The sequence below is a fragment of the Paracoccus sp. C2R09 genome, from assembly GCF_018860625.1.
Lineage (GTDB): Bacteria > Pseudomonadota > Alphaproteobacteria > Rhodobacterales > Rhodobacteraceae > Paracoccus.
The window spans coordinates 1-19,421 of the sequence record NZ_JAHKQB010000029.1 but is presented as its reverse complement, the minus strand read 5'-3'; the positions used below and the strand labels follow the sequence as shown (position 1 = coordinate 19,421).

Annotated in this window: 19 protein-coding genes; 8 read left to right on the top strand and 11 right to left on the bottom strand. The window is 64.5% G+C overall.

All coding sequences use genetic code 11. The annotated features are described in order from the left end of the window. Positions 1 to 73 precede the first annotated feature (73 nt). The 4 genes from KO490_RS11920 to KO490_RS11905 all read right to left on the bottom strand — a co-directional run bounded on the left by KO490_RS11920 (position 74) and on the right by KO490_RS11905 (position 3,413). Positions 74 to 1,153: a DUF3618 domain-containing protein gene (locus KO490_RS11920; protein ID WP_216019652.1), complete on the bottom strand. Its 1,080-nt coding sequence runs from the start codon at positions 1,151 to 1,153 to the stop codon at positions 74 to 76. Next, entirely contained in the window at positions 1,150 to 1,545 is a 396-nt protein-coding gene (locus tag KO490_RS11915; RefSeq protein ID WP_216019651.1) for a phage holin family protein, read from the bottom strand. The genes KO490_RS11920 and KO490_RS11915 overlap by 4 nt, the downstream gene beginning before the upstream one ends. Further along, entirely contained in the window at positions 1,545 to 2,090 is a 546-nt protein-coding gene (locus tag KO490_RS11910) for a hypothetical protein (protein ID WP_216019650.1), read from the bottom strand. Before KO490_RS11910 ends, KO490_RS11915 begins: the two co-directional genes overlap by 1 nt. A gap of 219 nt (positions 2,091 to 2,309) precedes the next feature. Continuing rightward, entirely contained in the window at positions 2,310 to 3,413 is a 1,104-nt protein-coding gene (locus tag KO490_RS11905; protein ID WP_216019649.1) for a YihY/virulence factor BrkB family protein, read from the bottom strand. A gap of 291 nt (positions 3,414 to 3,704) precedes the next feature. Between KO490_RS11905 and KO490_RS11900 the strand changes: the two genes are divergently transcribed. After that, positions 3,705 to 5,033 carry a PRC-barrel domain-containing protein gene (locus KO490_RS11900; protein ID WP_216019648.1) on the top strand — a complete coding sequence of 443 codons (1,329 nt, stop codon included), beginning with the start codon at positions 3,705 to 3,707 and terminating at the stop codon, positions 5,031 to 5,033. A 621-nt stretch (positions 5,034 to 5,654) separates the two neighbouring features. On the opposite strand, the gene KO490_RS11895 is transcribed toward KO490_RS11900, so the two are convergent. From KO490_RS11895 to KO490_RS11885, 3 genes are read right to left on the bottom strand one after another with little or no spacing between them, the layout of a single operon-like run. Next, positions 5,655 to 6,104 (bottom strand): DUF892 family protein, encoded by a 450-nt coding sequence (locus KO490_RS11895; protein WP_216019647.1) that lies wholly within the window; start codon positions 6,102 to 6,104, stop codon positions 5,655 to 5,657. Positions 6,105 to 6,129: 25 nt separating this feature from the next. Then, entirely contained in the window at positions 6,130 to 6,333 is a 204-nt protein-coding gene (locus KO490_RS11890; RefSeq protein WP_216019646.1) for a hypothetical protein, read from the bottom strand. Between the two features lie 24 nt (positions 6,334 to 6,357). Then, a complete protein-coding gene (locus KO490_RS11885; protein WP_216019645.1) occupies positions 6,358 to 7,182 on the bottom strand; it encodes a manganese catalase family protein in 825 nt (274 codons plus the stop codon). Between the two features lie 267 nt (positions 7,183 to 7,449). On the opposite strand from KO490_RS11885, the gene KO490_RS11880 reads away from it, so the two are divergent. The 3 genes from KO490_RS11880 (at position 7,450) to KO490_RS11870 (ending at position 9,964) form a co-directional block, all read left to right on the top strand. Beyond that, positions 7,450 to 8,652 carry an MFS transporter gene (locus tag KO490_RS11880; RefSeq protein ID WP_252727159.1) on the top strand — a complete coding sequence of 401 codons (1,203 nt, stop codon included), beginning with the start codon at positions 7,450 to 7,452 and terminating at the stop codon, positions 8,650 to 8,652. A gap of 104 nt (positions 8,653 to 8,756) precedes the next feature. After that, on the top strand, positions 8,757 to 9,458 hold the full coding sequence (locus tag KO490_RS11875; protein ID WP_216019644.1) for a cytochrome c oxidase assembly protein: 702 nt from the start codon (positions 8,757 to 8,759) through the stop codon (positions 9,456 to 9,458). Further along, on the top strand, positions 9,455 to 9,964 hold the full coding sequence (locus KO490_RS11870) for a CopD family protein (protein ID WP_216019643.1): 510 nt from the start codon (positions 9,455 to 9,457) through the stop codon (positions 9,962 to 9,964). The genes KO490_RS11875 and KO490_RS11870 overlap by 4 nt, the downstream gene beginning before the upstream one ends. Here the strand turns inward: KO490_RS11870 and KO490_RS11865 are convergent. Further along, a complete protein-coding gene (locus tag KO490_RS11865; protein ID WP_216019642.1) occupies positions 9,934 to 10,449 on the bottom strand; it encodes a DUF2231 domain-containing protein in 516 nt (171 codons plus the stop codon). The two genes, KO490_RS11870 and KO490_RS11865, sit on opposite strands and share 31 nt — an antisense overlap. A 45-nt stretch (positions 10,450 to 10,494) precedes the next feature. Between KO490_RS11865 and KO490_RS11860 the strand changes: the two genes are divergently transcribed. Genes KO490_RS11860 through KO490_RS11850 form a run of 3 tightly spaced genes read left to right on the top strand, consistent with a single transcriptional unit; the run spans position 10,495 to position 13,861 of the window. Beyond that, positions 10,495 to 11,124, top strand: a complete 630-nt coding sequence (locus KO490_RS11860; RefSeq protein ID WP_216019641.1) for a cytochrome c oxidase subunit II — start codon at positions 10,495 to 10,497, stop codon at positions 11,122 to 11,124. Continuing rightward, complete coding sequence (ctaD, locus tag KO490_RS11855; protein WP_216019640.1) at positions 11,121 to 13,568, top strand: cytochrome c oxidase subunit I; 2,448 nt, start codon at positions 11,121 to 11,123, stop codon at positions 13,566 to 13,568. The genes KO490_RS11860 and ctaD overlap by 4 nt, the downstream gene beginning before the upstream one ends. Then, positions 13,568 to 13,861, top strand: coding sequence for a hypothetical protein (locus KO490_RS11850; protein ID WP_216019639.1), 294 nt, complete (start codon positions 13,568 to 13,570; stop codon positions 13,859 to 13,861). Before ctaD ends, KO490_RS11850 begins: the two co-directional genes overlap by 1 nt. 39 nt (positions 13,862 to 13,900) lie before the next feature. On the opposite strand, the gene KO490_RS11845 is transcribed toward KO490_RS11850, so the two are convergent. From KO490_RS11845 to KO490_RS16675, 3 genes are all read right to left on the bottom strand, one after another. Then, positions 13,901 to 17,518 carry a Calx-beta domain-containing protein gene (locus KO490_RS11845; RefSeq protein WP_216019638.1) on the bottom strand — a complete coding sequence of 1,206 codons (3,618 nt, stop codon included), beginning with the start codon at positions 17,516 to 17,518 and terminating at the stop codon, positions 13,901 to 13,903. 445 nt (positions 17,519 to 17,963) lie between these two features. Further along, positions 17,964 to 18,266: a glycoside hydrolase TIM-barrel-like domain-containing protein gene (locus tag KO490_RS16680; protein ID WP_368500207.1), complete on the bottom strand. Its 303-nt coding sequence runs from the start codon at positions 18,264 to 18,266 to the stop codon at positions 17,964 to 17,966. A gap of 302 nt (positions 18,267 to 18,568) precedes the next feature. Then, the gene (locus KO490_RS16675) at positions 18,569 to 18,757 is read right to left on the bottom strand and encodes a hypothetical protein (RefSeq protein ID WP_368500206.1); all 189 of its coding nucleotides are present in this window, start codon (positions 18,755 to 18,757) and stop codon (positions 18,569 to 18,571) included. A 316-nt stretch (positions 18,758 to 19,073) separates the two neighbouring features. Here KO490_RS16675 and KO490_RS11835 point away from each other — a divergent pair, with 316 nt between their 5' ends. After that, entirely contained in the window at positions 19,074 to 19,406 is a 333-nt protein-coding gene (locus KO490_RS11835) for a hypothetical protein (protein ID WP_216019637.1), read from the top strand. The last annotated feature ends 15 nt before the right edge of the window (positions 19,407 to 19,421 follow it).

Here is a 19,421-nt window from a genome sequence, read left to right as displayed (position 1 = left end):
GGCTGCGCGAAAATGCAGAAACGCCCGCAGTCCTTTGCGGGCGTCTTGCGCTTCGTTCGGGTGCTGATGCGGATCAGCTGGGCTTTCCGAGGTCCTGGCGATCCGCCTCGTCCTTGGCCTTGTCGGCCAGACGCTCGGCCGTATCCTCGACATATTTCCGGGCCGATTTCGCGGCCGAATGATCGCCGGGCGTGCCTTCGTCAACCGCGTCGCGGGTTTCCTCGGCGATGTCCGCAGCTTCCGATTTGACGGCGGCATAGACGGCCTTCGTCTTTTCGGTTTCCTCGTGGAAGATGCGCTCGGCTTCCTCGATCAGTTGATCGCTGTGCTGGCCAAGATACTCGTCCTCGTACCGGGTGCGCGGCAGGCTGCCCGCAAGTGCGGCCCCGACGGCCATGGCAAGCGCGCCGAAGATCAGCGGCTGCTGGTCGTAGTAGTTCGAGATCTCTGCCCCGCCACGGCGCGCGTGATCGGTGACCGACTGGTGCGCGGCCAAGGCACGTTCGCGGGCGGCGATCACCCGTTCGCGGGCCTCGTTGGACAGATGCTCGGTCCCTTGCGCCAGACGATCGCGGGCATCGGCAAGGCTGTCACGGCCCTGATCCATCAGCCCCGACGCGCGGTCTCGTGCGGCGTCGGCATGGCCCGCAAGCTTGTCGCGGCCTGCGGCGATCCCGTCCTTTGCACTGTCCACATGGCCCGACAGCTTGTCCTTGCCGGACGCAAGGCCGTCCTTGGCGCGGGACAGGCGACCGGGTTCATCGGTATCGCGACCCGTGATGGTCGAGGACTGCGCCCAGGACGGATAGGCCGGGCGCTGCGTCAGCGTGGCATCGGCAGGCACGCTGCCGGCGGGCCTTGTTCCGGTCGAGCCATATCCCGTCACCTGAGGTGCGGCCTGCTGCGAGCGGTTCTGGCCGAAGATCAGCCAGCTGAGGCCCACGCCGGTCAGTGCCAGCGCCAAGGGGTTCTGCTTGACCGATTCACTGACCGAGCGCGTGATCTCGCCGCCATGCTGGCGGAAATGATCGCTGACTTCGCGGATCAGGTGATCGGGCGACAGACGGTTGGTCAGCTCGCTCAGCGTCTGGTTCATCTCGTTGCGCTCGGTCTCGATCTCGCGCTGGATTTCGGCGGAAGATTGGTCGTTCATTTGTAGGCCTCCTTGACGCTTTCGACATCGCGACGCAGGCTTTGCGTGGTTTTCGAAGGAACGAGATTGCGTGCCTGAAGCGCATTCTTGCCACGAATGATCAGGGCGACCGCGATGATCCCGAAGACGATGGTGACAATCAGCGAAGACCACCCTGCCCCGAGACCCGTCGCTTGGGCGATCCAGCCGACAAGGGCCGCGCTGAAGGTGTTCAGCGCCACGATCGCGAAGACCAGTGCCACCGCCATCGAGATGATGCCGCCAAGCGCGCTGTTCAGTTTCTCGCCCATCTCGGTGCGGGCCAGGTCAACCTCTTTACGAAGCAGGGTCGAGACGTGATCCATCAGTTCGGCGATCAGGTTGCCGGTGCCGGCTTTCCGTTCATCGGACATCAGAACTTCTCCTTCGATGCGATGGTCACGGTATCCGAAGGATCGGTGACGGTGTTGATGGCAGGCGATGCGGGCATCCCTGCGGAAGGGGTCGATGTCGCGGGCGTCGGCGCCGAGGGCGTCGAGGTGGCGGACATGGCGCCTGCGCCTGCATTGCCGGTCGGACCATGATCAGGGCTGGCGGATGCCTTGGCGAAACGGGTCGCGGCAAAGCCGAGCAGCGCCGCGCCACCCAGGAAGGCGGCGGGATTGCGGCGCGCAAGGCCGTTCACGTCGTTCAGCATCTCGCCCAGATCCTTGTTGCGGATCATGTCCGAGAAGTCTGCCAGCGCCTCGGCTGCCTGCCCGAAGGTGCGTTCCTGGGCCGAACCTGCACGGCTCTTGTCGGCGGCGCTGCGCAACGCGGCCGAGATGTCCTGCACCTCGGATGCGGCACCTTCCTTGACCTGTTCGGTCTGCTGCGCCGCGCCTTCGGAAAGTCGGCCATAAGCCTCTTTTCCCACGTCGCGTGCAGCATCGCCCAGATGTTCGGCTTCGCGCTTCAATTCCTGGGTATCGGTGCTTTTGGTCGTTCCCGCATTCTGCGCATTTTCAGTTTGCGCATTTGCCGTGATATTCGGATCATGGGTCATAATCGAGACTCCCTTGGATTTACATCGCAACGCCCGGTCGCACGTCGCGTGTTGCAGGATTCAACTACTTGGGTTCGGGGCGGTTCCTGACGATTCACTTTGGTTTATCGGTAATCGGTCATAATCGGCGATTTAACGCCCCGAGGGGTCGTTTGCGGAACGCGGCTTGCGGATCGCACGCAGCGCCAGAAGCCCCAGCACCCCGGCCACAAGCGACGGCTTGCGCGAAACGACCCCGTCATCCCCGCGCCGCGCCGCATGTCTGTCGCCCCCGGTGCCGTCCTCGGGCAGATCGGGATCGGTATCTGCCTTGACCGCACCGCGCTGGCCCTGCGGACGGGGCTGCCCGGTCGTCGTGTCAAGCCGGGTCTGGTGCTCCATCTCGGAATTCAGTTCGGCCCCCGCCAGCACGATATAGGCCGAGATCCACAGCCAGGTCAGAAGGATGATCACCCCGCCGATCGTGCCGTAGGTCTCGTTGTAGCTGCCGAAGTTCTGCGCATAGATCGAGAAGCCGACCGTGCCCGCCAGCCACAGGATCGTGGCGATGATCGCGCCGGGGCTGACCCAACGCCATTTCGCATCCTCTCGCGAAGGGCCGAACCGATAGACGACGGCCAGCCCGAATATGGTCAGTGCCGCCAGAACAGGCCATTGCGCCCAGGAAATGATGGTTTCGACGATGCCGGGCAACGGCAGGACGTCCAGAACGATAGGAACGACCAGGATGGCGCCCATCGCAATCAGGATGCCGAAGATCAGGAACAGCGTCAGCGCACCTCCCGTCGCATAGAGCGCGACGACCCCGCGTGTCTCTTCCTCGTCATAGGCGACGTTCATGCCCTCCATCAGGGTCAGCATCCCCTTGGTCGCGCCATAGAAGGCGATGGCGATGCCGAACAGCGCCGCGATGCCGGTAGCCGTCTCATCCCCGCCGGTGACGGCGGTGATCTGGTCCTGGATGATCGAGGCCGCACTCTCGGGCAGGATGGCCACCAGCGAATCCAGCTGTCCGGCGACATCCGCGGGATCGAGGAAGAACCCCGCGATCGAGATCACGGCCGCGATGGCGGGAAAGATTGCCAGAAGGCCGAAGAACGCGACGCCGGCCGAAACCACCGACACATGGTCGCTGCTGATCTCGTCCTTGACCCGTTTCAGGATATCCCACCAACCTTTCGCGGGAATTTCGGTCGGTGTCTCGGCCCTACGGCCGCGATGCTGCTTTCCGGGCATGTGGAAATCTCCTGTGCTGTCGAATGCCCAACGCGATCGGGGGCATTTGGTCTCACAGGAAATTCATGGAATGGGGATCGGGCATGATCGGCCCGGTAAACGGGTCCGTGCGGATCCCTAACATATTTTAGTCGGGGGCGGTCATGGTCAGCAATAAGCGCGTCTTGCGGGTTTCCGGACCTGGGCGATCCCATTCCATCGGTCATCGCGGCGGGAACCATGGGCGATTGGGGGCAATTGGAAAGGCGTATCCCGAACGGTGCAAACACCGATCACAAGGAGAGCGACACTATGAAGATCATGACCCGCAGCCTGCTTCTCAGCACCGCAATCACCCTGCCCCTGGGCGGAATGGCCCTGGCCCAATCGCTGGTGGACATCAATGAACAGGAACTGGAGGGCAAGAGCCAGGAATGCCGCATGCTGGCCGATGCCTATCGCGATGCCGACGATCCGACCGTGATCCCGCAGGAAGAGGTCATCGCCGCCATCAACGAGGACATGGTCCGCGAATGCACCGCGCTGGAGGACCGGCTGACCGAAGCAGCCACCGGCAATGCCACCGATCAGGCGGAAGACGAGGAAACCGCCGAGGTCAGCGACCGTGTCGATCTGTCCGAGGATGCGACCATCGAAGGCGAGGCCGAAGTGACCGTGCCCGATCCGAACGTGGACGTGCAGGTTCCCGCGCCCGCCGTCACCGTGACCGAACAACAGCCCGAGGTCAGCGTGACGGGCAATGCGGCCGATATCCAAGTCAGCCAGAAGCAGCCCACCGTCACCGTCGAGATCCCCGAGATCATCGTGCGCGTCGACAATCCCGCGCCCGACATCTACATCCTGAACCCCAATCCCGATGTCAGCATCGCCGCCGCCGACCCCGAGGTTCAGGTCGAACAGGGCGAGCCTCAGGTCAGCGTCACGCAGGCCGATCCGCAGCTGAATGTCGATCTGGGCGTTGATGCCGACGGCAATCCCGTCCCGCAGGATCAGGATGGCGACACGACCGGGGTCGATGACGGTTCCGCGCAGAATGTCGAAGGCGATACCGAGGTTGCCAGCACCGAGCCGCAGGTCGAGATCGTCGAGGCCGAGGGTGAGCCGAATGTCTCGGTCGAGCAGAGCGATCCCAACGTCGCCTTCGAGGGCGCCGAGCCGCAAGTGTCCGTGTCGATGGCCAAGCAGCCCACGGTCGAGGTTCAGCAGACCGGGCAGCCCAACGTGGTGATCGAGACCCCCGAGGAACGCCAGCAGCGTCTGGCCGCCCAGGAAGGTCAGCAGGCGGATCCGCAAGAGACCGAGGCAGAGGCACAGCCCCAAGGCCGCGAGATGTCGGTGGCCGATCTGATGGACATGGAGGTCGTCACCGCCGACGGTGAGGATCTGGGCAATCCCGAAGCCTTCGTCGATCTGGAGGGTGAGCCGAACCTCGTCCTCAGCAGCGGTGGTTTCCTCGGGCTTGGCGGCAAGGAGGTCCCGGTCCCGATGTCCCGCGTCACCGTCGATGGCGAACGCCTGATGGTGGACAGCATGACCGAGGACGATATCGAAGCTGCGAACGATTTTGAATATGACAGCGATGCCGTTCTGACCGACGACCGGATGATCACCCTGAACTGAGGCTGATCCGGCAACACTGCCCTTACCTGACGCCCTCCGCTGCCTTGGCACCGGGGGGCGTTTTTACATGCAACTGATCCGCTGGGGCGTCCTGGGACACGACGACAACGCCACGCCCGTGCGCGAAGCCGCAGCACCGCGGAAATGGGCAGGCACGCGGATCATGCGACCATGGCCCTGACACGAGCGCATTCTTACCCCGGTCCCTGCATCACGGCGTGCAATTGGCCAACAGGTTTCGCGCAGGGGACACCGGGCCCTTCGGCTGCCAGTCCGCCGACATCAGCTCGGGTCTTTCCCTTGCATGGTGCAGGTTCGACCCGCATCGTTTCACAAGAATATCGGTCGTCGAACCGATCGGCCCTGTCGCCCTGGCCGGACCACGTGCAGCATTGTGGCCTGTGGTGGGCCGAAGCCTGCAAAGGTGACGACAGACGCCCGGCCGCATCCGGGCTCTCACACACTGGGATCGCGCCGGGCACGGCCATAGCCCTTGATGGCACCAGAGGCTCTACCCACTAGGGCCGCATCTGCCGATCCCACAAACGAATTCCGGGCCGACGCGATGCGCCGACCCGGAACCAGACGTTTAACCTGCTACCGCTCAAAAACCTGGGCGCCTCAGGCGCGCTGCGATGCCTCTTCCATCCATGCGCGGTGACGCTTCTCGTCGGCCAGCGCCTTCTCGAAGAACTCGCGCGATGCGGGGATCGCATCGTCGTGCTGGCGTGCGCGGTCATAGGCGGTGACGGTGTCTTCCTCGTTCGTGCGCATCGCCTTGAGGATCGCACCGTCGCCCATCAGATCGGCAAGCGCGATCTTGCCCGTGGTCAGCATCTGCTTCATGTCGCCACCCTCGGGGATGTCGGCATTGATGGATGCGGCAATCCCGCGCAGCGTCTCGAGGTGCTGCAGGTGGTCCTGGCGGAACTCGGCCACGCGGGCGGCCAGTTCGGGATCGTTCAGACGCTCGATCGTGCTGTCATAGGCGGCGATGGCGTCATGTTCCAGATAGATGAGATCCGTGACGAGATCGCCGAAGTAATGCTCGGTTCCTGTGGTCGTGGCCATGTTCGTTATCCTCGGTTCGACGGTTTCAAATGAACACCCAGAGCGCGGCGACGACGATCACCACGATCGCGACGATCGGGGCGGCAAGCGCGATGCCCACCAATTGCCCCTGTTCCTTGCCCTGAGTGCGGAGATAGTCGGTATCGGACGGCAACCCGCCTTCGGCCGCCGACCGATCCAGCGTGTCGCCCTTGTCATCCCGGTCGGATGTGGCGTTCGGGTCGGTCATGGCAGCCTCCGGTATCGGTTGGGGTTACTGTTGTTCGATCTGCGTGCTGCTGTGGGGGCGCGCCTTGCCCAGATCGGGCTTCTGCCCAAGCGGCTCGGGGCGTTCGCGGACCGAGAATTCCGAGCGCCCGTCCAGCGACGGCCCCGAAGTCCAGCGCCCTTGCGGCGTCGGCTCGTCCAGCGAGGTGTTCAGGAAGTAGTAGGAATGCTCCATCGCCTCGTGTTCCTTGGGCGTCGAGTTCGGCACCGGAAGCGCCTTTTCCCAGCCGCCCAGTTCCTCGATCACGGCCAGCCACTGCTGCTGGTGCATCGTGTCGCGCGCGATCAGGAAGGACAGCATGTCCTTCATCCCGCTGTCGTCGGTCATGTTGTACAGCCGCGATGCCAGCACGCGGCCGCCGCTTTCGGCGGTGGCATTGGCCATCATGTCGGCGGCCAGGTTGCCGGTGGCATAGACATGGCTCATGTCGAAGGGGACGCCATTCGCGTTCACCGGCATGGCAGACAGCCCCGAGGACAGGATGTGGCGCGGGTTCGCCCCGCCCATGATCGCATTCACGATCGGGTCCTTGGCGGCTTCCTCCTGCACGGTCAGCGGCGCGCCTTCCAGGTTCAGGGCGACGGCATGGCCGAGGAATTCGATATGGGACAGTTCCTCGGTCGCGGTCATCATCAGCATGTCGCGATATTTCGCATCGCCGCGCGCGCCCATGGCCTGGAAGAAATACTGCATGGCGACGCGGATCTCGCCTTCGACGCCGCCAATGGCCTGCTGCAGAAACTTGGCGAATTGCGGATCGGGACGGTCCACGCGAACTTCGTATTGCAGCTTGCTGGAATGGTGGAACATCGGTCATTCTCCTGCTGGTCGGATCAGGTGATCGCTAGTTGCGGTCACGGTGCAGAAACTGCAGAAAACGACCGGATGTTCCGCAGACCAATATAGATTTATTCCGGCAAATTCATGCCGATGCCCGGTTTTTGCCAAGCCCTTGAAAACCCGTGACAACCGGCGAAAATGCCCCGTCCCCGCGCAAATCCCGGCGGGAACCGCGATGGAACGGGCGGCATATGCGTGTGTTGCGCGGGGAATGCCATTCCGTCGAGGGCCCTTGCCATGTCACCTTTTCTCAAGCTTTCGGCCGCGGGCTTTGCCGCCACCGCGAGCAGCTATGGCCCGGCCCGCATGGGCTTCGGCCTGTTCCTTGCACAGTTCAAGGAAAGCTTCGGCATCAGCACCACCATGGCGGGCCTCATATCCGGGGGCGGCTTCGCGGGCTTTCTGCTGGGGCTGATCGGGGCCTATGCAGCAACCGCGTGGCGCGGCCCGAGGCTGCCCGTGATCGTGGGACTGGCCTTCGCGACAATCGGCATGATCATCGTGGCGATGGCGCCGAATGCGGGCATCCTGGCCCTCGGGGTGATCCTTGCCATGACCAGCGCGGGCTTCGGCTGGTCGCCCTACAACAACGCGGTGCATCAGCAGGTGGCCGAAGGCCTGCGCCCGCGGTCGCTGTCCATTGTCAGCACGGGCACCAGCCTGGGGGCCGCGATGGCGGGGGCGGTCGCGCTGGCGCTGATGCTGGGCGGGGCATCCTGGCGGATCGCGTGGGTCGCCTTTGCCGCCGCCGGGCTGGCTGCGCTGATCGGCAACCTGGTCGCGATGCGCGATGTCGCGGGCAATCCGGGCCGGGGGCGGACGAATTGGCGCGCGATCTGCGTGATGCCGGCGCTGCCGCTTTATCTGACGGCGCTGTCCTTCGGGATCACCACGACGATCTACATCTCTTTCGCGACCGACAGGGTGGCGCAGGCGGGCGGGCTGGCGGGGCTGCCCGATCGCGGATCGCCTGCGGTGATGTTCATCATCTATGGCATCGCGGGGCTGGCCGCGCTTGGGACCGCCGCGATCAAGGACCGGACCGGGTTGGCGCTGCTGGTGCGCGGGCTGCTGCTGGTCTCGGCGCTGTCGCTGGCGCTGATCGCGCTGTCGCCGAACAGCTGGATCGGCGTGGGGGCCGCATCCGCGCTGCAGGGCATTTTCGTCATGATGATGAGCGCGGTCCTGGCCTTCTGGTCCGAACGCCTGTTCCCCGAACTGCCCTCGTTCAGCTTTACCGCCACGCTGCTGGCCGTGGCCGTCGGCAGCGTCGTGGGGCCTGCGCTGGCGGGCTTTCTGTCGAACGCGTTTTCCTCGGGCGCGATGTTCCTTGGAGCGGCGGCGCTGTCCGGGGTGACGGCCATCGGCATGATCCCCCGCCTGATCCGGGAAGACCCGTTGGATTGCGGTCAGGATGCCAGCCCCGTGCCCGCCCAGTAGTCCCCGCCAAGCCTTTGGACCGAAAGACGCATTCAAGGGGAAACCAAATCGGCCCCTCGCGATTGTGTTACCTGATGCGCATCAATCCCACGGGACGGAGGACAATGCCGATCACGATATTGCCCGGAAGCTATTGCGGGATCGCCCCGCCCCCCGAATTCGCGCTGCGGTCGTGGAACCTCGACCCGGTGCTGCTGGCCGTGATGGCGGTGGGGTGGCTGACCGTCAGGCATCGTCCGGGCGCGACGCCCGCGATGCTGGTCCTGGTGGTGGCCTTCGTATCGCCGCTATGCGCCATGTCGGCGGGGCTGTTTTCGGCGCGCGTCGTGCATCATGTCCTTCTGGTCGCAGTGGCCGCCCCCCTGCTGGCCGTCGCGCTGCCCTCGCGCCCGTCAGGCATGGGCGTCCATTTCGCGATATCCACCGTGCTGTTGTGGCTGTGGCACCTGCCCGTGGCCTATGATCTGGCGCTGCGCGATATCGGGGTCTACTGGATCATGCAGATCAGCCTGCTGGGTTCGGCCACCCTGTTCTGGAGCGCGGTTCTGTCCCACCGCGCATCTGCTCAGACGGTCCTGTGGTCGCTGGCCGGACTGATCCAGATGGGGATGCTGGGCGCGATCCTGACCTTCGCACCCGAACCCCTGTATCAGGCGCATCAGCTTGCACCCCTGGCATGGGGGATGCGCCCGCTGACCGATCAGCAGCTTGGCGGCCTGATCATGTGGGTTCCGGCGATGATCCCCTATGCCGCGGTCATCGCGTTCCAGGCACGGCGCGGTTGGCGGCTGGCGGCGCAGGGATGAGCATGCTCGACCCCATCATCCCGCATATGAAATCTCTGCATGTCGCGATGCTGCTGATCTGGTGCGCGGGGCTGTTCGCCCTGCCCCTGATGCTTGCGCGGCACGACCCGGCCATTGGTCAGGCCGATTACGCGCGCATCAGGCGGGCCACGCATTACGCCTATGCCTTCTTCATCACCCCCGCCGCCGTCATCGCCATCGCATCGGGCACGGGGCTGATCTTTCTGCGCGGGGTCTTCGTCACCTGGCTGTTCGCCAAGCTGGTCTTCGTGGCGGCACTGGTCGGTTTCCATGTGTGGATCGGCTATGTCCTGGTGGACGTGGCCGAACGCGAGGGGATCCACAAGGCGCCCCGGCCGTTCCTGCCGCTGCTTGTACTGCTGCTGCCCGTCACCTGCATTCTGATCCTGGTGCTGGCCAAGCCGGATCTGGGGCAGATCCCCCTGCCCGGCTGGCTGCAGCAGCCTTTGGGCAATCAACTGCCCTTCGATGTGCCCAAACGATGATCGAAGACGAGTTTTCCTCCATGCCAGCCCGTGACCATCACCACGATCACCGCAAAGCCCGACAGCAGGATGCCATAGGGCAGCACCGCCTGTTCGTATCCCTGCAGGCGATAGCCCCAATTGGCCCCCAGGATCGACAGCAGCATCACCGCGATCACGAAATGGGTCCAGGCGGGCGCGCGGATGCGGATGCCCGATACCAGCAGCAGCTCGGCCGTGCCGGTGGCCCCGGCCGCCAGCCCGAACAGGAAGGCCGTGCCGGCGGCCCAGATCGCCGCACGCGCCCAGAACAGCTCTCCCGACCACCAGTAGAGCGCGTCGGCCCCGAAGGTGCAGAATGTCAGCGCGACCGGGAATGCGACGGTCATCGCGTGCAGGGGGTGGCCCCATATTCCGACCGTCGTCTCGGTCCGGTCATAGCCCGGGTAATCGAGGATCGGGTCGACCAGTTCCTCGGGTTCCTTCTGCACCATCTTCCGTTCCATCGACGCCCCCTGCTGCGATTGTCCTTTGCCTGTCTAACCCCCGCGATGCTGGCTGGTTGCGAAGAAAGGCTGTCGACGGTCCATCCCGCCGGTCCCGCCGCCGCCGCGATCGCCGATCTGTGGTGGGTGCTGCTGATCGGTTCGGTGGCGATCACGCTTCTGGTCGCGGGGCTGGTTCTCTGGGCATGGCGCCGCCCCGAGGGCGCCGTCCCCGAGCGCCGCTTCGTGATCTGGCTGGGCCTTGCCTTTCCGCTGACCGTGCTGGGGGCGCTGCTGGTCTACGGGCTGTTCATCGGGGAACGGCTGCTGCCGCGCGAAGGCCCCGATGTCGTGGCCGTCACGGCCCAGGCGCGGCAATACGAATGGCGGTTCGGATATGACGACCGCCCCGGAGAGGTCACGCGGAACCGGCTGCACATTCCCGCGGGTCGTCCGGTGGATGTGGCCATCACCTCGGTCGATGTGGTCCATGCCTTCTGGGTGCCGCGCCTTGCGGGCAAGCTGGACGCCGTGCCGGGGCATGTGAACACCCTGCGGATCGAGGCGACACAGCCCGGCGAATATGCGGGCCTGTCGGCCGAATATAACGGCCCCGGATATCGCGGCCATGCCTTCACGGTCATCGCCCATGACGCGGCCGGCTGGCAGGAATTTCTGGAAGGAGGCGCGGAATGAACGCCCTGCAACGGCACCGGGCCCTGTCGCGCATCTGGGCGTCCGACCCCGGTTGGCGGGGATGGTTCACATCCGTCAACCACACCGATCTGGGCCGCATGTTCATGGCGGTATCCGCGTTCTTCTTCATCGTGGGCGGCATCCTGGCCATGTTGATCCGCGCCCAGCTGGCCAGCCCGCGTTCGGCCTTTCTGGGGCCGGAACATTACAACCAGATCTTCACCATGCACGGGACCATCATGATGTTCCTGTTCGCCATCCCCATGTTCGAGGGGCTGGCCGTCTATCTGCTGCCCAAGATGCTGGGGTCGCGCGATCTGGCCTTCCCGCGCCTGACGGCCTACGGCTTCTGGTGCTATGTCTTCGGCGGGGCGATGATGATCTTCTCGCTGCTGGCGGGGGTTGCGCCCGACAGCGGCTGGTTCATGTATCCGCCCCTGTCATCCGCGATCAATTCGCCGGGGATCAATTCGGACTTCTGGCTGATCGGCATCACCTTCGTCGAGATCTCGGCCATCTCGGCGGCGGTCGAGATCACGGTGACCATCCTGCGATATCGCGCGCCGGGCATGTCGCTGGCCCGCATGCCGATCTTTGCCTGGTACGCGCTGGTGACGGCGGTGATGATCCTGACGGGCTTTCCGCCGCTGATCCTGGGGTCGATCCTCTTGGAGCTGGAACGCGCCTTCGGCCTGCCCTTCTTCCAGGTGGCGCATGGGGGCGATGCGCTGCTATGGCAGCACCTCTTCTGGCTGTTCGGCCACCCCGAGGTCTATATCATCTTCCTGCCCGCCGCCGGGGCCATTTCCACCATCCTGCCGGTCATGTCGCGCACGCGGCTGCTGGGGCATCCATGGGTGATCGCGGCGGCGGTGTCGCTGGCGGTGCTCAGCTTCGGGCTGTGGGTGCATCACATGTTCACCACCGGCATCCCGCATCTGGCGCTGGCCTTCTTTTCGGCGGCGTCCACGCTGGTCGCGGTGCCGACCGCGGTGCAGATCTTCGCCTGGATCGGCACCATCGCCAAGGGCCGACCGCAGATGCATCTGCCGATGATGTGGATGCTGTCCTTCTTTGCCACCTTCGTCATCGGCGGGCTGACGGGGGTGATGGTCGCCATCGTGCCCTTCGACTGGCAGGCGCATGACACCTATTTCATCGTGGCGCATCTGCATTACGTGCTGATCGGCGGCTTCGTCTTTCCGATGCTGGGGGCGCTTTACTACTGGATGCCGCATGTCACGGGGCGCAAGACCTTCTTCAAGCTGGGCAACACCGCCTTCTGGCTGATCGTGCCGGGGTTCCACGGCACCTTTCTGCTGCTGCATTGGGCGGGCCTGCTGGGCATGCGCCGCCGCATCGATACCTTCGATCCGGGCCAGGGGTGGGAGGTGATCAACATCATCGCCTCGGTCAGCAGCTTCGTCATGGCGATCGGCTTCGCGCTGGTGGTGATCGACGTGGTGGTCAACGCCGCCGTCGCGATCCGCGGGTCGCGCGACCCATGGGGGGCGGGCACGCTGGAATGGGCGATGCCGACCCCCGCCGCACCCTACAACTTCGCCAGCCTGCCGCAGATCACCTCGCGAGAGCCTTTGTGGGACACGCCCGACCTGCCCGTCCAGCTGGCGCAGGGAGAGGGGTATCTGGGCGATCCGTCCCGCAACCGGCGCGAGACGCTGACCGTCGAGCCTGCAACCGGAACGCCCGAATACCTCGTGGTCTTTCCGGGCAACACCGCCCTGCCCGTGCTGATGTCGGCGGTGACGGGGCTGTTCTTTCTGGGGATGCTGATCAAGGCCTATTGGCTGGTGCCCGTCGCGGCGGTGTGCGTGCTTGGCTGCGCGCTGGTCTGGGCCTGGGGGCTGCAGCGTCCCACGCCCGAGGGCCCCCTGCCCGCCGGACGCGGCCTGTCCCTGCCCCTGGCCTCCGAGGTGACGCATCCGCCGGGATGGTGGGGATCGCTGTTCCTGCTGCTGGCCGACGGGACATTCTTCGGATCGCTGCTGTTCGGTTACGCCTTTCTGTGGACCATCGCGCCGAACTGGCCGCCCGAGGCCTGGGCCCAGCCGGGAATGCCCGCCATCGCGCCCCTGGCCGCCGGCGCGGTGCTGGCCGCCGTCGCGGCCCGCATTCCGCGCCTGTGGATGCTGCAGGGGCTGGGCATGGCCGCGATGGCCGCAGGCGGCGTGATGGTGCTGCGCAGCCTGCCCGATCCGACCGTCCATGCCTATGCGGCAACGGTCTGGGTGCTGGTGGGATACGGCATCCTGCATCAACTCGTCGCATTCGTGATGGCCATGTTCCACGGCGCCACGCGTCTTGCAGGGCATGACCCCCGCACCGGCATCGGCCTGCATCGCGTCACGATGCTGTGGTCGGACTATGCTGCTGCGGTTTCCGTCATCGGCACGGGGGCGGCGATCCTGCCGGGGTTGGGCTGATGGGCAGCGTTCTGCGTATCGCGTTGCCACTGACGGCCTGGCTTGCATGCTTCAGCGCGATCTATGGATTGAACGCGTGGCTCTGCGCGGCGGGACTGCCGGGGGCTGCGGGTCGGGGCGTGCTGATCGGGGCGGTTCTGGCCGCGCTGTCGCTGCAGGTGGCACTGCTGGTCTGGGTGGCGCGATCGCCCGCCAGCGGGCTGCGCGCGGTCGCCACGACGCTGGCCATCGTGGCATTGGTGGGCACGGCATGGACGCTTCTGCCCGGGCTGATGCTGACCCGCTGCATCTAGCGCCCGGCCCCACGAAATATCGAGGGGCCGGGGCTGTCGTCAGAAGATGAAGTCGTTTTCGCCCAGGCGCGATACGCTGTCGATGAAGATCTCGAAATCGGCACGCGCGTCGCCATTGTGGTCGGCCCGCACCAGGACCCCTGCGGCCTGCTTGACATACCAGACCGAATTCGCGGCCGCGCTGGTTCCGTTGAAGTCGAAATCCTGATCGCCCCGCGCCCGCGTATTCGCGTCCAGCCCCGACATGTCGATATCGTCGCGACCCGATGCGAAATCGAACACGTGGTCACGGTTCGCTAAGCCCGAATTGCTGTGGCCGAGGCTGCGGAAGACGAAGACGTCGCGCACCGCGTCGTCGCCGCCATAGAGGAAGTCCTTGCCGCCGCCTCCTTCCAGCCTGTCGACGCCCGCACCGCCGTTCAGCGTGTCGCGACCGTTTCCGCCAAACAGCTGGTCGTTGCCGTTCTGGCCCTTCAGATTGTCGTTCCCTGCAGCCCCGGCCAGCAGGTCGTTCCCGCCCCCGCCTTCCAGCAGGTCGTTGCCGTTGCCGCCGTTCAGCGTGTCCTTGCCGTTCCCCGCGAACAGCCGGTCATTGCCGGCAAGGCCCTTCAGGTTGTCGTTGCCGGCGGCACCCCCAAGGGTATCCCTGCCGCCCCCGCCCTCCAGCAGATCGTTGCCGAAGCCGCCATTCAGCGCATCGTTGCCGTTGCCGCCAAGCAGGGTGTCGTTACCGCCCCCACCCACCAGCTGGTCCCCGGCCGCCCCGCCGACCAGACGATCATTTCCGCCGAAACCCTTCAGCGTGTTCTGACCGCCATTGCCGACGATGACATTGCCAAGGCCGTTCCCCGAACCGTCGATCCCGGCATTGCCCCCAAGAACCAGGTTCTCGAAATTGGCCCCCAGACCCCAATCGCGGAAGGCCTGAACGGTATCGACGCCCTGTCCCGCAAGCTCGGTCAGCCTGTCGCCCGCGCCCACCACATAGCGGTCGTTGCCCAGGCCACCGGCCATGCTGTCGTTGCCGCCACCGCCGGTCATGGTGTCGTTGCCCGCGCCGCCATTCAGCACGTCGGCCCCGTTTCCGCCCTGCAGCAGATCGTTGCCGCCCGCGCCCAGAAGCGTGTCGTTGCCTGCGCCGCCGACCAGGGTGTCGCGTCCGTTGCCGCCCTCCAACCGGTCGTTACCTGCCAGCCCGACAAGACGGTCGTTTCCGGCCAGCCCCTTCAGCCTGTTGTTCCCGGCATTCCCGGTAACGACATTGGCCAGCGCGTTCCCGGTCCCGGCGATATGGCCGCCGCCCGTCAGGACCAGGCGTTCAAGATTGGCCCCCAGGGCATAGGCGAAGCCCGCCCGCACGGTATCGATCCCGTTGCCGGAATATTCCACCACCCGGTCATTGCCGCCGCCCACATAGTAGAGATCGTTGCCTGCCCCACCCAGCATGGTGTCGGCCCCGCCGCCGCCGTTCAGCGTGTCGTTGCCGTTCCCGCCCGACAGGACATCCTTGCCGTCCAGACCACGGATCAGGTCGTTGCCGCCCAGCCCGTCGATCGCATCGGCATCGTCGGTCCCGTTCAGCGTCTCGCCCGCCTCGGTCCCGCGGCGGGTGCCGTCAAGGATGGTGCCCGTCCCCCAGACCGCCGTGGTCGATGCCGAGATCGCCGACGGATATGGCGGGGTGATCCGCAGCTGGAACGTTTCCGGCGATTCCGAGATCAGGTCGTTGCGGATCGGAACCGTCACCAACACGCGGGTCTGCCCCGGCTCGAAGGTGACGGTACCGCTGCGCGCGCTGTAATCCGCCCCGGCCGTCGCCGTGCCATTCACCGTGCGGTAGCTTACCGTGATCGCCTCGGTATGGGCCTGCGACATCTCGACCGCGAAGACCGCCTCTCGTCCCGACGGGCCTTCGGTGACGGTGCTGTCCGAAATGGCGATCGTGCGGTTCACGAAGGGCCCGTCATCGTCCAGGATCCATCCCATCGCCGTCAGGGTCGCGTTGCCCCCGCCGAATGTCGCCCCGGCCGGGTTGCGCAGCTCCAGCAGGAATGCCTCGTCCAGCTCGTCCACCGTGTCGTAATCGCTGCGCAGGGTGATGGTCTTGACCGTTTCACCCGCCTCGAATGTCAGCGTGCCCGTCGTGGTCGAGGACAGATCGCCGGTCGAGGCCGTCTTCGCCAGCACTCCGTAATCCACCGTGACCGCCTGGCGCGATGCTTCGGACATCCGCACGGTGAAGTAGAGGTAGTCGTAATATTCGCGTGCCGACGCACCATCCACCGACAGCACCGGGACCGAGGCGTCCTCGTCCAGGATCAGGGCGGTGCCTGCGGCGCTGCGCACCCCGTTCGCGCCGGGAACGACCAGGTTGAAGCTCTCGCTCGCCTCGGCGGCCCCGTTGTTGATCAGATCGACCTCGACCGCGGCCTCGGTCTGCCCGGCCTGGAAGGTGACGCTGCCGGTCTTCGCGACGTAATCCGTCCCGGCCTTCGCGCTGCCGTTCTGCGTCTGATAATCGAAGGTCTGCGCGGTATCGAAGGCCTCGGACAGGCTGACGGTAAAGACCGCCTTGCCGTTCGCCCCTTCCGTGACGATCGGATCCGAGATCGCGATTGAACGGTTGCCCACCGTCGTGCCGTCCTGGTCCAGGATCCAGCCGACAGCCGACAGGCTTTCGTTGTTGCCGCCGAAGGTCGCGCCCACGGGCGAGCGCAGCTCCATGATGAAGGCTTCGTCCTGTTCGTCGACCCGGTCGTAATCGGTTCGGATCTGCACGGTCTTGACCGTTTCACCCGCGGCGAATGTGACGGTGCCCGACAGCGTGCTGCTCAGATCGCTCCAGTCGGCGGTTTGCGGAAGCGCCTGGTAATTCACCGTCACCGCGTCTCTGGACGGTTCGGAAAGCCGGATGGTGAAGCGGGCATATTCGTAATATTCGCTTGCCGCATCGCCCTCGATCGAGATGACCGGCAGCGAGGCGTCCGTGTCCAGGATCTGTGCGACCCCGAATGCGCTGGCGACATCGGCGGTGCCGGTGATGGCCAGGCCGAAGCTTTCGGCGGTCTCCGCAAGGTTGTTGTTGATCAGATCGACCTCGATCAGGGCTTCGGTCTGCCCCGCTAGGAAATTGATCCGGCCCGATTTGGCCACGTAATCCGACCCCGCATTGGCCGAGATGTCATAGGTCTGGTAGCGGAGGCTCTGCGAGCTTGTGAAAGGCTCGGACAGGCTGACCGTGAAGACGGCCTTGCCGCCCCCGGTTTCGGTCACCACGGGGTTCGAAACGGCCACCGCCTGGTTGTTGCTGGTGGTACCGTCATCGTCCATGATCCAGCCGATCGTGGACAGGCTGTGGATATTGCTTCCGAAATTGGCGTTGATAGGGTCCCGCAATTCCACCAGGAAGGCCTCGTCGCGCTCATCCTGGGTGTCATAGTCCGAACGAAGCGTGATGGTCTTGACCGTTTCCCCGATCGCAAATGTCACCGTTCCCGACAGGGCACTGCCCAGATCGCTCCACTCGGCGGTTTGGGGAAGGGCCTGATAATTGACCGTGACCGCATCGGTCGCCGGCCCCGAAAGTCGTACCGAGAATACAAGGTAATCGTAATATTCCCGGCTGCGAACGCTGTCTATCGTGATAATCGGTTCCATACCGGACACCCCTTCACCAATACCATCTACATTTGCATGAACTTGGGCAGTTAGCGCCGATGGTCGCCGTCATGCCGGATTCAGCATTAACACATCATTTACCAAGGGGCGCCTGTATATAAGATCAGATTACACGCTATAATTTTTCGGATAAGTAAGTTTTACCCTCACTGAACGACGCCTAAGAATATACAAATAGGAATTGCTTGTTTATACTAAGCAGTGATTGAAATCACCTGCTCGCTGCGGAAAAATAGAACCGGATAACCACGCCTTAGGCTCTGAAATCATAGATAATTAGTGATGGTTGCCTCGACAGCGATGGCCGAGAGGAAGACTTCGGACAGCGGTCGTATCGTGTTACCGACGTCGCCAAGCCTCGCGCCCGCCAGTGGTGGTCTAGATCAGGTCGCGCGTTTGTATCGACGCCAGTCGTATTTGATGACTATCGTCCGCTGCTTCCGCGCAGAGATGCAAATGTGTATCGGACCAAAGCTGATCGCGGAGGGAAGAATACATTGCTCGAGCCGTCACCCGGCCGGCGGCCGAAGTATTCGGACCAGTCGACGGCGTGGTCGATTTCCGTTTGAACCCCAGGAATGGCGCGAACATCGGCGGCGAACGCCGAGACGGCGGGATAGGTGCCTGTGCCCGAGCGGATCGTGGTCAAGCCACGCATTTTCGAGCCGTTTAGGAAGGCATCGACCCCGGCTGCTGCGGCGCAAAGGCGCGCGTCATGCAGTATCATGCAGGGCAGGCCCCAGTCGCCCGACGGGCCGATTAAGGAAACTGTGTCGCCCGAGATGGAAAATCGGAAAGGCTCGCGTTGCCGAAGAACGCTGAGACCTGGCTAGCAGCCGTGGCGGTCTTATTTTCAGCCTCGGCATAACCTGCCGCAGGCGAACAGGTGACCCGCCCCCGCCATGGGAACGCGGGCAGACCCGTTTCGGCGTGGTTATTGGGATTCGGGTTCGGCAGCATGTTGCCGGGCGCGACGTCCCTCAGAATGAAGGGATAGAAGGTGACGCGCAGACTGCGCGCCTTCACCTCTTAGATCGCTTGGACCGCGGCGAAATCGACGGGCGTGCCGCCGCAGACCAGCCGATCCTGATCGTTCAGGCTGACGCCATCGACCGACCAGCCGACCCGCGTGGTGGATTTGGCCGTGACCTCGACACCGGGCCGCAGCGTGCAGGATCCCGCCCTGCAGGTTGTCTCCGACCCGGACCCAACCAACACGGGGACCGCGGAGGACGCCGGATTGTAGGCCGGATCAATCGCAGTGGTAGGAATCGCCGTGAACCCGCTCCAAGCTGCAAGGCTGCTTCAAGCTTTCACCGCCCTGTAGCTGCAGGGCGCAGCGATCTCAAAATGTAGACGTTTCAAGGCGTTGGTCCGTTCGGCACATCCGCTTCCGAGCCCGGCTTCGCACTTTACCTGGGCTCAGGGCGGCCCGGCCTATTTTGCCTATCCACCAATCACCTGTTCGAACCGACGATGGCGTGATTTTCGATATGAAGGCCACCCGGTCGATCCGCAGTCCAAGGTTGGATCAGTGCGGGGCCTGATCGACCGTGTGAATGATACGTTCAGCATCGTGGCGGAAGCTCTGATTGCCGACACTGCTTATGGCAGCGGCCCGATGCTGGGCTGCCTGGACCGGCCGCGCGGCATTGCAGCACATATCCAATTGTTCGACCAGACAGGCCACAGGGTCGGGACATTCCAGCGCGCCGACTGCGCCTATGATGCAGAGGGGGATGTCTGCACCAGCCCGCGCGGTAAGGAGTTGAAGCAAAGCCTACGGTCCTTTACGAAACCCCGAGAGAAGAAACTCGATGAGGACGGCCTGCTCTGCCACCGGGCTGGCAGGGCGGGTTCTGACTGAACCGCGCCGGGTTTG